Origin of the sequence: Nocardia sp. NPDC049190, assembly GCF_040648115.1 — a bacterium.
In the GTDB taxonomy this organism is placed as follows: Bacteria; Actinomycetota; Actinomycetes; order Mycobacteriales; family Mycobacteriaceae; genus Nocardia.
Genome location: NZ_JBEZDE010000013.1, coordinates 155,059 through 168,987 on the forward strand (window position 1 = coordinate 155,059; position 13,929 = coordinate 168,987).

At 66.7% G+C, this 13,929-nt stretch carries 13 protein-coding genes; 1 reads left to right on the forward strand and 12 read right to left on the reverse strand.

What is annotated here, in order from left to right; all coding sequences use genetic code 11:
* Nucleotides 1–202 precede the first annotated feature (202 nt).
* From AB0B25_RS14525 to ssd, 7 genes are all read right to left on the reverse strand, one after another.
* On the reverse strand, nt 203–838 hold the full coding sequence (locus tag AB0B25_RS14525) for an Rv3654c family TadE-like protein (protein ID WP_357178548.1): 636 nt from the start codon (nt 836–838) through the stop codon (nt 203–205).
* Nucleotides 839–1,053: 215 nt separating this feature from the next.
* Nucleotides 1,054–1,368 (reverse strand): TadE family type IV pilus minor pilin, encoded by a 315-nt coding sequence (locus AB0B25_RS14530; RefSeq protein ID WP_357178550.1) that lies wholly within the window; start codon nt 1,366–1,368, stop codon nt 1,054–1,056.
* Nucleotides 1,369–1,430: 62 nt separating this feature from the next.
* Nucleotides 1,431–1,616, reverse strand: coding sequence for a DUF4244 domain-containing protein (locus AB0B25_RS14535; protein ID WP_357178626.1), 186 nt, complete (start codon nt 1,614–1,616; stop codon nt 1,431–1,433).
* A gap of 126 nt (nt 1,617–1,742) precedes the next feature.
* On the reverse strand, nt 1,743–2,372 hold the full coding sequence (locus tag AB0B25_RS14540; protein WP_357178553.1) for a type II secretion system F family protein: 630 nt from the start codon (nt 2,370–2,372) through the stop codon (nt 1,743–1,745).
* A 256-nt stretch (nt 2,373–2,628) separates the two neighbouring features.
* Nucleotides 2,629–3,420, reverse strand: coding sequence for a type II secretion system F family protein (locus AB0B25_RS14545; RefSeq protein WP_357178556.1), 792 nt, complete (start codon nt 3,418–3,420; stop codon nt 2,629–2,631).
* Nucleotides 3,417–4,604 carry a TadA family conjugal transfer-associated ATPase gene (locus tag AB0B25_RS14550; protein WP_357178560.1) on the reverse strand — a complete coding sequence of 396 codons (1,188 nt, stop codon included), beginning with the start codon at nt 4,602–4,604 and terminating at the stop codon, nt 3,417–3,419. Before AB0B25_RS14550 ends, AB0B25_RS14545 begins: the two co-directional genes overlap by 4 nt.
* Nucleotides 4,605–4,611: 7 nt before the next feature.
* Nucleotides 4,612–5,721, reverse strand: a complete 1,110-nt coding sequence (gene ssd, locus AB0B25_RS14555; protein WP_357178563.1) for a septum site-determining protein Ssd — start codon at nt 5,719–5,721, stop codon at nt 4,612–4,614.
* 367 nt (nt 5,722–6,088) lie between these two features.
* On the opposite strand from ssd, the gene AB0B25_RS14560 reads away from it, so the two are divergent.
* Nucleotides 6,089–6,898 carry an HAD-IB family hydrolase gene (locus AB0B25_RS14560; protein WP_357178566.1) on the forward strand — a complete coding sequence of 270 codons (810 nt, stop codon included), beginning with the start codon at nt 6,089–6,091 and terminating at the stop codon, nt 6,896–6,898.
* A gap of 480 nt (nt 6,899–7,378) precedes the next feature.
* Here the strand turns inward: AB0B25_RS14560 and AB0B25_RS14565 are convergent, their stop codons facing one another.
* From AB0B25_RS14565 to AB0B25_RS14585, 5 genes are read right to left on the reverse strand one after another with little or no spacing between them, the layout of a single operon-like run.
* On the reverse strand, nt 7,379–8,125 hold the full coding sequence (locus AB0B25_RS14565; protein WP_357178569.1) for an oxidoreductase: 747 nt from the start codon (nt 8,123–8,125) through the stop codon (nt 7,379–7,381).
* A gap of 44 nt (nt 8,126–8,169) precedes the next feature.
* Nucleotides 8,170–9,870 (reverse strand): ABC transporter ATP-binding protein, encoded by a 1,701-nt coding sequence (locus AB0B25_RS14570; protein ID WP_357178572.1) that lies wholly within the window; start codon nt 9,868–9,870, stop codon nt 8,170–8,172.
* Nucleotides 9,867–10,826 (reverse strand): ABC transporter permease, encoded by a 960-nt coding sequence (locus AB0B25_RS14575; protein ID WP_357178575.1) that lies wholly within the window; start codon nt 10,824–10,826, stop codon nt 9,867–9,869. Before AB0B25_RS14575 ends, AB0B25_RS14570 begins: the two co-directional genes overlap by 4 nt.
* The gene (locus AB0B25_RS14580) at nt 10,819–11,745 is read right to left on the reverse strand and encodes an ABC transporter permease (protein ID WP_357178578.1); all 927 of its coding nucleotides are present in this window, start codon (nt 11,743–11,745) and stop codon (nt 10,819–10,821) included. Before AB0B25_RS14580 ends, AB0B25_RS14575 begins: the two co-directional genes overlap by 8 nt.
* A 58-nt stretch (nt 11,746–11,803) precedes the next feature.
* Nucleotides 11,804–13,411, reverse strand: a complete 1,608-nt coding sequence (locus AB0B25_RS14585; protein ID WP_357178581.1) for an ABC transporter substrate-binding protein — start codon at nt 13,409–13,411, stop codon at nt 11,804–11,806.
* Nucleotides 13,412–13,929: the final 518 nt, after the last annotated feature.

Here is a 13,929-nt window from a genome sequence, read left to right on the forward strand (position 1 = left end):
CACTTCACCCCTTCCGAATAAAAAGGAATATATTCATGTTAACTAGGCTATTGCCACGGTGCCATTTGCGAACACGCGCATTCATTTGTTTCAGCTATCTGCGCCCGCCGGGGTAATTGTGTGACCCGCATTTATTCAGCCAGCACAATTCCCGATTTCCGCTAGTTCGACACCGACCTACCGAAGAGGCACCGCACTCTGTTCACTCTTCGCTGGGCCCCGCTCGCGCAACTGCGCGAACGACCCGATCGCTATACAGACCTATTGGTATATTCCGTTCCACAGTGACCGTCACGTCCCACTCCGTGGCCTCGCAGACCCGGATTCGGGTTTGCATCCGCAACGCCACCTGTTCCGCCTCGGCGCACGCGATCTCCACGCCATCCACCAATGCGCCCGCCGCCGTCAGCGCCGCCAGGTCCGCCGCCGCCTGCGACCGATGTCGTGCCGCTACCACGGTCCCGACGTTTCCGATCGCCAGCGTCGCCGCGATCAGCGCCACCAGCCCAAGACACACGAATACGGTCGCCACGCCGTCCTCCCTGGACACCACACGAGCTCGCGCCGTTAATCGCTGTCGCGCCCGCTGAGCGGCGCGGTCGCCGCCGGCGGCGGCGTCGGCGTCGGCGGCGGCGGCGGCGTCAGTGGCGGCGGTGGCGGTGGCGGTGGCGGTGGCGGTGGCGGTGGCGGTGGCGTCAACGACAGCGAGGTCAGCGACAGCAGCAGAGGTAGCGACGTCGACGTCGACGAGGCCAGCGGCGTCGTTGTCCACAGCGTCAGCACTTCGGTCGACCGAGCCGCCATCCACACCACCCACGATCGACGTGATGTTGTTCATCCTTACGGTGCCGTTATGGCGATCCACTCCATCACCGACATCGGCGCGCGGCCGAGCCGAGCCTCCGCCCATCGATGTGATGTGCCACCACCACATCGGATCCCGCGCGCATCTGCGCCTCGACCGCGTCCGCGAACCGATCCAGCCGCGTGGTATCCAACTCGCGGCGCCTCTCCGGTGCCTGCCCGCCGCCGAACGGCCGCGGCATGCCGCGCTCACTGTGTCACCCCGGGCTCGAGAGTTGCGACGGCTTCGGCGCGAAGTGTGAGCAGCGGCAGCAATGGAGTATGAGCCGAGACCACCGCAGCGGCACGGGTGCTCTCGATCCGGACAGCGATCTCCGCGTCGGGTGGGGCGATGCGTTGTGCTGCCGGGACGGCGTTCACCCGATCACCTCGGGCGGCAAGGCGAGCCGCCTCGCGAGCGGCGTCGACACAGCGGATCTGCGTCGACGCCGCCAGCAGCGCACCGAGACACAACACGATCGCTGCGACGACCGCGGTGAGCGCGATCGCAGCCTCGATTGTCACCGCCCCGCGCTCCTCGGCGAGTTCGAAGCCACCGCGGCGCTGTCGGCCACCCGCACCGGTGCCTACACCGTCGTGTTGAGCGCCCGGTCGATGATCTTCGTCAACGCGTTCACGATGCTGTCGCCCGTCACCACGCCGTAAAGCACCGCGCCGAACGCCGCCGCCGCGATCGTGCCGATCGCGTATTCGGCTGTGCTCATACCGTCCTCCGCGACCACAGCCCGCATAACGCGCCAACGCAAGCCCATATATGCAGCCCGCAACCCCTGCTCGGACCTCGTGACCCGATCGATTCGCACTTGATTCCCCTCTCACTCCGACCCGCGCGGTCCCTCCGCACGAGCGCGTTCCCGTACGGCAGTTTCGCCGCGGCGTCACAGCAGACCACCTCCGAGCACCCGGCCCGCCAGTCCGACCACCACGGGCACGATGCCGAGGCACACGAAGGCGGGCAGGAAGCACAACCCGAGCGGACCACCGATCAACACCCCCGCCCGCGCTGCCTTCGCGGCGGCCACGTCTTCGAGCGCGCTCCGGCGCTGCTGCGCCAACTCCGCCACCGCGACCGCCAGGGAGGCACCGGATCGCGCTGAGCGCCGTGCCATGCGGGCCAGCGACTCGACCTCCTCGGCTCCCGCGCGCCCGGCATCGTCCCGGCCGACCCGTTCCCACGCCGTGGCCGCGTCGGCGCCGAGTGCGAGGAGATCCGCCGCCCGCCGCAAAGCCTCCCCCAGTGATCCTGGCGCGACGGGCGCCACCGCTCGCGCCGCGGCTGTCATCGGCAGCCCAGCCCGTAGGCAGGCGGCCAGCAGGTCGAAGACCGATGCAATCGTCAACGGATCATCCGTCTTCCGGACTGCCGCGCACGCCGACTTGTCCCGTCCGGTATCCGGAGGGCCGAGGGCATGAAGGCGGCGACTCACCGCAACCCGTCCAGGAAGGAGCGCCGACGCGACCGCCACCAACAGCAGCGGCCATGCCCAATTCTCCGTGGTGAACTGCATCTCCAACCCCCGTCATGAGAACCGCTGTGCGAGAACACCTCGCCGACTGCACAATCGACCATCGATCAGACCGTGCCCGGTTGAGGCCGACAGCCGAACTCACCGGCGAAACCAGACCTGACCGGTGATCGGCGCGTCGATATCGACTTGCATCGGCTTGCGCTGTTCCGCGTGCGTGCTCGGTGGCGACGAGGTACCGCACACACCTGCCCGACGCCCATCAGCTCCTGGGATGACGCCATCTGTGAACATGTATTCATATCAGCACCTTTCGAGCAATCATGTCGGTCCACAGCAGACCAGCGCAGGCCAGGCCGGCGCCGAGCGGCAGCAATACCGTCCCCGCCGGCGAGGCAAAAAGGACACGAAGAGGCGACGCGCCCATCAGCTGTCCCAGGGCGATTCCCAGACACGGCAGACCCGCAAGAACCGCCGCGGTCGCGCGAGCACCTGCCAACGCCGCCATCGTGCGACCGCGAAACCTAATGCGGCCCGCCAGATCGGTGCGCGCCGCGGACAGCAATTCCGCCAAGGCAAGACCATGCCGTTCGGCGACCTGCCATGCATCGGCGATTCGGGACAGTTCCACCGCAACAGCCGAATTCGGTTGCCGCAGCCCCGCTGCGGCCGAGCCGCCGAGCTTGCTGCGCGCGGCGCAGACGGCGAACATGCGTGCGGATTCACCCCGTGATTCCCGCGCCGCCACCTCCGCCGCGGCACTCGGATGCGCACCGACCCGCAGCTCACCGATCATGGCCTCCAGCGCATCGAGCAGGAACCCGCGCTCGGCGTGCGTGCGCCGGTCCCGCGTCGCCCGGTGGACACGAATGCCGACGGTCCCCACAACCAATCCTGCCGCGAGAAACGGCCCCAGCCCGAAAGCAAGTAACGCCGCGCCGCACACGGGCAGAACTGTTCCGAACACCATGCGCTGTAGCGGCTTTCGATGCTGGCCGCGTGCGGTGAACATTCGCGCGAACCGCCTGCGCGCAGGCGATGCCGGAAGCACAAGCACCGAGAGTGTCAGGCACACCATCGCCGCACTCATCGGTCGAGCCGTTCGGCTAGTAGCCGGGACAACTCCTCGGCAGCGGGGGCCTCGCCCGTAGCGTGCCAAGCGGGAATGATCCGCACGCGGTCGCCGTCGTCGCGGTGCACAAGGCCGATCTCGCGGAGCCCACGTGATCCATCCGCTCGGCGGTGCACATGCAGGACGACTTGCACGGCCGCGGCGAGTTGGCTGTGCAGGGCCGACCGGTCCATTCCGCCCAGGGCCGCAAGGGCTTCGAGTCGTGCCGGCACCTCGCGCGGCGAGTTGGCGTGCACGGTGCCCGCGCCACCGTCGTGACCGGTGTTCAAAGCGGTCAGCAGGTCGACTACCTCAGCTCCCCGCACCTCGCCGACCACAATTCGATCGGGCCGCATGCGCAGCGCCTGCCGGACCAGGTCGCGGACAGTGACCTCGCCGACGCCCTCCACGTTCGCGGTCCTGGCGACCAGGCGGACCACATGCGGATGCGGAGGGGCGAGCTCGGCTGCGTCCTCGACACAGACGATCCGTTCGGTCGGCCCCACCGTGGCGAGCAGACCGGACAAGAGCGTCGTCTTGCCCGCTCCAGTACCACCGACCACAAGAAACGCCAAGCGTGCCTGAACAATTCGCTCCAGCAGCAGCTTCGCGTCGTAAGACACCGCACCTGCCGCGGCTAGTTCGGCAAGCCCTTGGGTGGCCGGACGGAGAACGCGCAGTGACAGACACGTGCCGCTGTGGGCGATCGGGGCGAGCACTGCATGCAGGCGTACTCCGAACGAATCACCCAGCGCCGCACCGGTTCCGGATAGTCTCCCATCTACCCATGGCTGCGCATCGTCGATTCGCCGCCCCGCCGACAGTGCCAGCCGCTGCGCGAGCCGACGGACCGCGCTCTCGTCCGAAAACGTGATCGAGGTCTTCTCTAGTCCGTGACCGCGATCGATCCATACCGCATCCGGGCCCGTCACCAGTACATCCGCGACGTTCGGATCGTGCAGCAGCGGTTCGAGTACACCCGCCCCGGTCATCTCGGTCTGCAACAACCGAAGCGCCCGCAGCAGGTCGGTGTCGCCGAGCACCCCGCCGGCTTCGGCCCGAATAGCAGCGGCAACTTGCGCCGGATCCGGATCGCCTGTCGCTGTGGCCAATCGCTGCCGCACCCGATCCAGCAGCTCGGAGGTCACCAACGCGCTCGTCATCGTCTGTTCACCGCCGCTGTACCGTCGGAGCGCTCAGCACTGCGAGCACAGCATCGGCGGCATCGCGCAATGGTCCGCGGCGGCGCACCGAGAGCCCACCGCGCTCCAGGTGGTGCGCCAGTCCGGTCTGGCCGGGAACGGCGGCGAGCAGCGGGCGATCGAGCACCTCGGCGACTTCGGCTCCGCGCAGACCGCCGGGCGCAGGTCCGCGCACGATCAAACCCTGGTTGGGATTTCGCCGCGTGATGTAGGCGGACACCGCCTCGGCAGCCGCGACCGCCCGCAGCCGCGCCGGAACAACCAGAACGACGAGATCCGCCGCATCGAGCATCTGGTCGGCATGCGGTCCGCGCTCGCCCGAAATATCGCACACCACCAAGTCACCTGCCGTGCGGCCTGCTTCGATCACCGCGCGGACAGCAGCCGACCCGAGCTCCTGTGGCAACCTGCCCGTACCGCTGCGCCCACAGGACAGCACCGCCAGGCCGGGAGCGGCGGCGGGCAGCGCGCTGTGCAGTGCGGCGGCGGACACACGGCCGTCCTCGACGACCAGGTCGGACCAGCGTGTCCCTGCCGTGGTCTCGATGCCGAGCAGCAGGTCGAGACCGCCCCCGAAAGGCGCGCCGTCGACCAGCAGCGTCGCGTGCCGGAACCTTTCGGCGGCGGCGCGCAGCGCGGTCGCGGCAGCCAGGGTGGACGCGCCAGCACCGCCGCTCGCCCCCGCGACGGCGACGACGATCCCGTCGCCCGCCCGGCGTTCGCCGTACTCAGCAAACATCTCGATCAGGCCCACCGCGGCACCGGGTAACGCGATGACCCGCTCCGCGCCGATCGCCGCCGCCGCCTGCCAATCGAGCAATCCTGGCTCACCGTCGGTTACCAAAACCACACCGGCCCGGCGCGCGTAGGCGGCCGCCACGGCGTCCCGCGCGGCGCTGGTATCCAGGATCACCAGCGGCGCCCCGGTCCACGCGTGCCGGCCGACGGGGTGTGGCCGTTCGTCGAGAGTCCGCACGGCCGCAGCAGCGACACTCCGGACTTCGTCGCGCAGACGATCGTCGTGGATGAGCACGAGCGCCGGTTCGGGACCGTCGGTCGGTGCAGCATCGATATTCATGCAGGTCAGCGTGGCTGAACACGGTCGAGGAAAAAAGGGGCGAAGCGCCGAATGTGGATAACTCGCGGCCTGTGGAAAACGTGACGCGCGTCCGGTCGCGGAAACGTCTCCGAAATAGAGGACGGCCCCAGCCGGGGGGGGAGGAGGCTGGGGCCGTCGGGTTCAGCCCCGGGGGGTCGGGCTGAACGCGCCTGGACTATGTCCAGGTGTCAGCAATACTACACCCAAGCACCGCCCACAACGCAAGTCTGCCGTGGGCGGAGTTTGCGGCCATCAGGGCCCCGGCGTCTGCGGGGCAAACGCGCCACCGAGGCCGCTCAGCACCGCCCATCCCCCGCCGGATTTCGCGGATGCCTATCCTGGTCGGGTGGACAATCCAGCCACCACCGACGGACGCGTTGCCGCCTTTTTCGATCTGGACAAGACTGTGATCGCCAAGTCGAGCACGTTCGTGTTCAGCAAGCCCTTCTACGCGCAGGGACTCCTGAATCGTCGGGCCGTTCTGGAGAGCAGCTATGCGCACTTCCTGTTCCTGCTGTCGGGCGCCGACCACGACCAGATGGAGCGGATGCGCGCCCATTTGACCAACATGTGCGCAGGCTGGGATGTCGAGCAGGTGAAATCCATTGTGGCCGAGACGCTTCACGCGCTGGTCGATCCGCTGATCTACGCCGAGGCGGCCGACCTCATCGCCGACCACAGGATTCGCGGCCACGACGTGGTGATCGTGTCGGCGTCCGGCGAAGAGGTCGTCGGCCCGATCGCGGACGCACTCGGCGCCACCCGCACCGCGGCCACCCGAATGGTCGTGGCGGACGGCAAGTACACCGGCGCGGTCGATTTCTACTGCTACGGCGAGGGCAAGGTCGCCGCTATCGAAAAGCTCGCGGCCGACGAGGGCTATGACCTGTCTCGTTGCTACGCCTACTCCGACTCGATCACCGATCTGCCGATGCTGCGCGCCGTAGGCCATCCCACCGCGGTCAATCCGGATCGCAACCTCCGGCGCGAAGCCACGGCACGCGGCTGGCCGATTCTGACCTTCTCCAACCCGGTATCGCTGTGGGCACGCTTCCAAGCCCCGTCATCCACCACGCTGGCGGCGACGGTCGCGCTCGGCGCGAGCGCGGTGTTGGCCGGTGCGATCAGCTACCGGCTGCTGCGCCGTCGGCGCTGAGTGCGGACCTGCCCATCGGCCCGCCGCACAGTGTCAGCCGGGTGTTTGCCGACATCACACAAGGGCCGCGTGACCAGGGGATTTAACCACGAAACGCCGAACGACATGCCGGTTATTGAATGTTTCCCAACCTCTTGATGTGAGTGCGGTCACAGTGTAGAACTGTAATTACGGAAGGCCGGAAGGCCAAGGCAGCGCCGGAAGAGAAGGTACTGTCTCCCATCCTATCCCTCCGTGCACGGACACCAGGCACCCACGCGGAGCGCGCCGCGACAAGGGCAACAGCGTTGTGGGCCTGCGAAATCCGGGTATTCGACGGCGAGGGCCTCGCACAGGTTGCGGGGATGAACCGGCGATGTCCGGATGGTCGCCGAGGCCGCAGAACACAACCCACCCAGCACGCTTGGTAACCCGGTAGTCCGTGCCAGCGGGCGGTGAGGTCGAAAGACAACGCCGCCCGCTTTGACGTGTGCGGACTTGTTATCCCGCCGCCGAATCGGCGATCGAGCTTGCTTCGCGCGCCCCGTCCTCGAGCGCGGCGCAACACAGGATCACCCAACCGCCTACCGCATCTGGATCACCCGTCCCGAACGCGGCGGCCCCTTCGACATACTCTCGTCGCCGGCGCAACCAGAAGACCTCTGGCACCCCGAGGCTGTGCGGGTCAAGTCCGCTCGACACCGCAACCAGGCGCGAGGCCGCCCGCGCCACCACCCCGTCGGCCGTTCCGAACGGTCGCAACGCCAGTAGCTCACCGTGTACCACTGCGGCGATCACCGGCGCGGGGACACTCGATCCGAGCACCGTTTGCACCAGCAGGTCCAGCCGCTGCGCCACTCCCGGGTCGCTGCGCGGCCGTCCGAGTGAGTCCGCCCCGGGCTCGAGGTCGGCGGCGGCGAGCAGATGCAGCCGCGCCAGCGCCTGCAACGGCGCCCGCTGCCAGGTGCCGACCAAGTTCCGCAGCGCGTCTCCGTCCAATGCCTGCCCGACCCGCAGGGCACCGGCCAGAACCGGATCAGCCACTAGGCCGTCGGCGGGCAGTTCGGTGCTGCCGCCGTCGATGGCCGCTGAGGATCGGGCCGCGCGCACCGCGGCTTCCGCCGCCGTGGTCGGCCACCCGCGCCGGTTCGCCTTGTGCCGGTGCACCTCGGCGAGCGCGTCGCGGGCACGGTCTGCCGCGTCCTGGACACCTGGCAGATCGACGAGGGGCTGGAGCGGATCGGTCACGGCATACGAGGCTACTTGCGGCCGCGCGCACCGAATGGCCTGCCCTATCCGGCCAGCAGGTCACGTCCTGGGATCGCGTCCAAGAGCCGGCGGGTGTACTCCTGCTTCGGATCGGCGAACACCTCGTTCGTCGTCGCCGCCTCGACCACCTTCCCCCGCTGCATGACCAGCACATCGTCGGCAATCTGCCGGACAACGGCCAAGTCGTGCGTGATGAACAGATACGACAATCCGAGTTCGGCCTGCAGGTCATTGAGCAGCCGCAGAATCTGGGCCTGCACCAGCACGTCGAGTGCGGAAACGGCCTCGTCGCACACGACGACCTCCGGCTGCAGCGCGAGGGCCCGCGCGATGGCCACGCGCTGGCGCTGTCCACCGGACAGTTCATTGGGATAACGCCGCAGCACGGTGGACGGCAACGACACCTTGTCGAGCAGTTCCCTGACCTTCGCCGCGCGCTGCGCCGGTGTCCCGATCTTGTGCGTGCGCAGCGGCTCCTCGATCGTGCGGTAGATCGAGTACATCGGATCCAGCGAGCCGTAAGGGTCCTGGAAGATGGGCTGCACCCGCCGCCGGAAAGCGAAGACACCGCGCCGATCCAGCGTTGCCACCTCCTTGCCGTCGAAGCCGACCGACCCGGATGTCGGCTCGAGCAGCCCGAGCACCATCTGCGCGACGGTCGATTTTCCCGACCCGGACTCACCGACAATTGCCATGGTGGTACCGCGCCGCAGCCGGAACGACACATCGTCGACCGCGGCGAAATCGGTCGTCTTCCACGGCGCGCCACCGCGAATCCGGAACACTTTGGTGAGGTGTTCGGCCACCACCACCTCGTCGGGAACGACTGTGAAGTCATCGTCCGCCGCGGCCGTCTGTTCGGCGACCTGCACCGACTGCGCGCGAATCTCGGCCCGTCGCCGCACCGACGACAGCCGCTGCGAAGCCAGAGACGGCGCCGAGTTCACCAGCCGCTTGGTGTACAGATGCTGCGGTTCCCGCAGAATCCGTAGGGCGGGACCGGATTCCACGACCCTGCCGCGATACATCACGACCAAGTGTTCCGCCCGCTCCGCGGCAAGGCCGAGGTCGTGCGTGATCAGCAAGACCGCGGTGCCGAGTTCGGCGGTGAGCCCGTCGAGGTGATCAAGGATCTGCCGTTGCACGGTGACGTCCAGCGCGGAGGTCGGCTCGTCGGCGATCAGCAACTTGGGACGACAGGCCAGCCCGATCGCGATCAGCGCGCGCTGACGCATTCCGCCGGAGAACTCGTGCGGGTACTGGTTCATTCGTCGCTCGGCATCGGGCATCCCCGCTTCCGCGAGCAGCTCGACAGCCCGCTGCCTGGCCGCCCGACCCTTCGCGATGCCGTTGGCCTCCAACGTTTCCCGGATCTGGAAGCCGACCTTCCATACCGGGTTGAGATTCGACATCGGATCCTGTGGCACCAGACCGATACCGCTGCCGCGTACGGCGACGATGTCCCGTTTCGAGGCCGTGGCGAGATCCGTGCCGTCGAACTTGATCGAGCCGGAGGTGACCCGACCGGTTCCGGGCAGCAAATCGATGATGGCGTGCGCCGTGGTGGACTTCCCGGAGCCCGATTCGCCGACGATAGCAACAGTCTGCCCCGGATACACCGACAGATTCACATCGCGGACGGCGGAGACCTGCCTGCCCTCGGCCGTGAAGGCCACATTCAGGTCGGTGATCTCGAGCAGCGGTGCCTGCGCCGCATCGCTCATCGCTTCCTCGCCTTCGGGTCGAGGGCGTCACGCACCGCGTCGCCCAGCATGATGAAACTCAGCACGGTGAGCGCCAGCGCCGTTGCCGGATAGAACAGGATCGCCGAGGTGCGGATCTCCTTCTGTCCGGAGGCGATATCCGCACCCCAGGACACGACCGTGCGCGGCAGCCCGACGCCCAGGTAGGACAGAGTCGCCTCGGTGACGATGAAGACCCCGAGCCACAGCGTGGTGACCACGATCAGCGGGCCGGCCGCGTTCGGCAGCACGTGACGCAACAGCGTCTGTATTCGGGAGACACCCAAAGCCTGTGCCGCCGTGACGTAATCGCTGTTCTTCGCTTGAATCACCGCGCTACGAGCGATCCGTGCCGCCTGGGGCCAGGTGAACGATGCGAGGATGACGATGACGGTCCAAATCGTGCGCGAATCCAGCAACTGCATCAGCACGATGGCGGCCAGCATCAGCGGGATCGCGTAGAAGACCTCGGCTACCCGGGACACGATCGAGTCGAGCAGTCCGCCGTAGAAGCCGGCAAGCGCGCCCAGTGTGCCACCGACCAGCAAGAACAGTGCCGTCGCACCGACACCCGCCAAGACGGAAGCCCGTGCGCCATACACGGTTCGGGCGTAGATATCGCACCCCTGCTTGTCGAAACCGAATGGGTGCCCCGCGCCGCGTGGGTCCATGCTGAAATCGCCGTTGCAGTATCTCGGGTCCTGGTCGGTGAACAACCCCGGCCAGATCACTACGATCAGCACGAACGCGATCAGCAATGCCGCGACGACGAAGATCGGATTGCGCCGCAGCTGCCGCCAGGCATCTCGCCAGATGCTGGTCGGCACACCGGAATCCACCACGACGTCGGTCGCGAGCACCTCGACCTCGTCGGGTGGCGCGACGAAGTGCCGCTGCCCACCGCGCTCCGGGCCGGCGCCGTTATCCAGATCAGGCATAGCGAATCCTCGGGTCGAGCGCGGCGTAGAGCAGGTCGACTACCAGGTTCGAGATCAGGAAGATCACGATCAGCACCGTGACGAACGAGACCACCGTGGGTGGCTCGCCCCTGGTGATGGCCTGGTAGAGCGTGCCGCCGACGCCAGGGATATTGAAGATGCCCTCGGTGACGATCGCACCGCCCATCAGTGCGCCGAGATCGGCGCCGAGGAAGGTGACCACCGGGATCATCGAATTACGCAGGATGTGTACGGTGACTACGCGAGGTCTGCTGAGCCCCTTCGCAGTCGCCGTGCGGACATAGTCGGCAGACATGTTCTCCGCCACCGAGTTCCGCGTCAGACGTAGCACATAGGCGAACGACAGCGAACCGAGTACGAAGGCGGGAACCAGCAACTCGCCGATGCTCGCCTTCCCGGTCACGGTCACCGGCGCGATCCCCCATTTCACACCGAGCAGAAACTGCGCGAGGAAGCCGACGACGAAAACCGGCACCGCGATGACGATCAGGCTGATCACCAGCATCGTCGAGTCGAACAGCTTTCCCTTGCGCAGCCCGGCGATCAGGCCGAACACCACGCCGAACACGGCCTCGATCAGCAACGCCAGCACGCCGAGCCTGATGGTGATCGGGAAGGCACGAGCGAGTTCATCGCGCACTGGTCTTCCGGAGAAGGCCGTGCCGAAGTCCAAGGTGACGATCCCTTTCAAATACAGCAGGTATTGCACGACAAAAGGCTGGTCGAGGTGATAACGCGCCCGCAGCTGGGCTTCGACCGCCGGTGTCATCGGTTTGTCGCCCGCCAGCGCGTGAATCGGGTCACCGGGGATCAGGAAAACCAGCGCGTAGATGAGCAGCGTTGCCCCGAGGAACACGGGGATCATCTGGAGCAGACGCCGCACGACGTACCAGGCCATTTCGCCTCCTGGGTGAGCGGCGATCCGCGGACCCGAGGCGCCGCGGATCGCCGAGCGGCTACTTCTCGATGTTCTCGAAGTCGAACAGACCGTTCCAGGCGAGGTCGGCCTTGCGCACCTTGTCCGAGCGGCCCGCGGCCGCGACGTAGTCGAGCACCGGGATGTCGGCCATGTCCCTGATCAGCAGGGCTTGCGCCTGCGCGACGATCCGGTAGGACTCCTGCTGCGTCGGCGCGGCAAGGGCGGCGTCGAGCAGATGGTCGAACTCGGGGCTCTTGTAGTCGACGTTGTTGGTGTCGGAATAGCTGTAGTACTGCGACGTGAGGAATTGCAGCATGGTGGGGTAGTCCCCCTGCCAGCCGTAGCGGAACGCTTTGCCGATGGTGCGCGCGTTGATCTCGTCGCGAACGTTCTTGAACGTCGGGTACGGCGTGCCGACGGCATCGATGCCAAGGGTGTTCTTCACGCTGTTCGCCACTGCCTCGATCCATGCCTGGTGGCCGCCGTCGGAGTTGTAGGCAATCTCGTAGCGACCCGACCAGGGTGCGATCGTGTCGGCTTGCGCCCACAGCTTCCTGGCCTCGTCGGGGTTGTAGACCAAAACCTCCGAGCCGGGCAGGTTCCCGTCGAAGCCGGGCAGCGTACTCGCGGTGAAGTCGCGGGCCGGAATCCTGGTGCCGTGGAAGATGTTCTCGCAGATCTGTTCTCGGTTGATCGCCATCGAAATCGCCCTGCGTCGCAGCAGCCCTTCCATTCCCGAGAAGTGCGCGACATTGGACTGGATGCCGATGTGCTGATTCTGTGCCGTCGGTTTCGTGATCGCTCGGTCACCGAGGTCCTGCCGGTAGGAGGTGAGAGCGCTGTCGGGCACGGTGTCCAGTGCGTCGAGGTTGCCGGACTGCAGGTCCGCGTAGGCGGTGTCGAAGGACTGGTACATCACGAACCGAAGGCCCTTGTTCTTGGCCGGGCGGCCGCCGTGGTAGTCCGGATTGGGCACCAGATCGATCTTGACGTTGTGTTCCCACGCCCCGGCACGGGCGAACTTGTACGGACCGTTTCCGATCGGGTTCTCCCCGAACGCCTTCATATCCTTGAATGCCGCCTCTGGCAGCGGATAGAACGGTGTGAACCCGAGTTCGGACTCGAAATCGATCGACGGCGCCTTCAGCTCGATGGTGAAGGTACGGTCATCGATCACTTTCAGGCCGGACATCGTCCGGGACGTCGGGTTCTCCGCAGACACCTCGTCGAAGCCGACGATGGGGGCGAAGACATAGCTCTGCAACTGGGCGTTGGTACCGAACGCACCGTAGTTCCAGGCGTCGACGAACGACTTGGCGGTGACCGGGGTGCCGTCGCTGAACTTCCAGTTCGGCCGCAGAGTGACGCGATAGTTCTGCCGATCCGCGGTCTGGATCGACTCCGCCACTTCGTCGTGCGCCGTGCCGCTGGCATCGTAGTGTTTCAGGCCCGCGAACAGTCGGTCGACCACACGCCCGCCCATGTTCTCGTTGGTATTGGTAGGTACCAGCGGATTCTGTGGCTCGGCGCCGTTCACGGTGACGATGTCGGCGTCGGCGCCGTCGTTCGAGGAGCAGGCGGCAAGCCCGAGGCCTGTCGCCAGAAGTACAGCAGCGGTCAGCGCCGTCGCTCTGCGGAATCTCAACGCATTCTCCCGGTCCGAGAAGGGGGGACCTGCCGACACGCGCACGAAATCCACAAGCGCACGCCGGCACGATCCGCTTTAGATGGTTCGCAGAGTATCCATCGAAACGGGAACTGTCACTGAACTGACCCAAGTTCGTTCCACTTGTATCAGTCCGGAAACATCCCCGAAACACGCCAAATCTTGCACAAAAATGCCCCACTGACCACAGCATTGCCTGCACCGGAGCCATACGGTGGCACCACCGTCGACCACCGGATGTGCATCGCGCGACGACCTGACCGCATCGAAAACCGGCGGACACGCCGAACGCGGCCCAGCTTCGAGTTGATTACTGTCGAACGTGGCTGCGTTGATTCGTGTGCTCAGGCTACGTGGAAAGAAGAGATGAGATGACCGAAACCACCGCCGACCACGGGGGCTCCTTCCCGCCGAGTGCGGAGTTCGCTGCCGCGGCGAATGCCGATGCCTCCCTCTACCAGCGCGCGGCCCAGGACCGAGAAGCGTTCTGGGCCGAG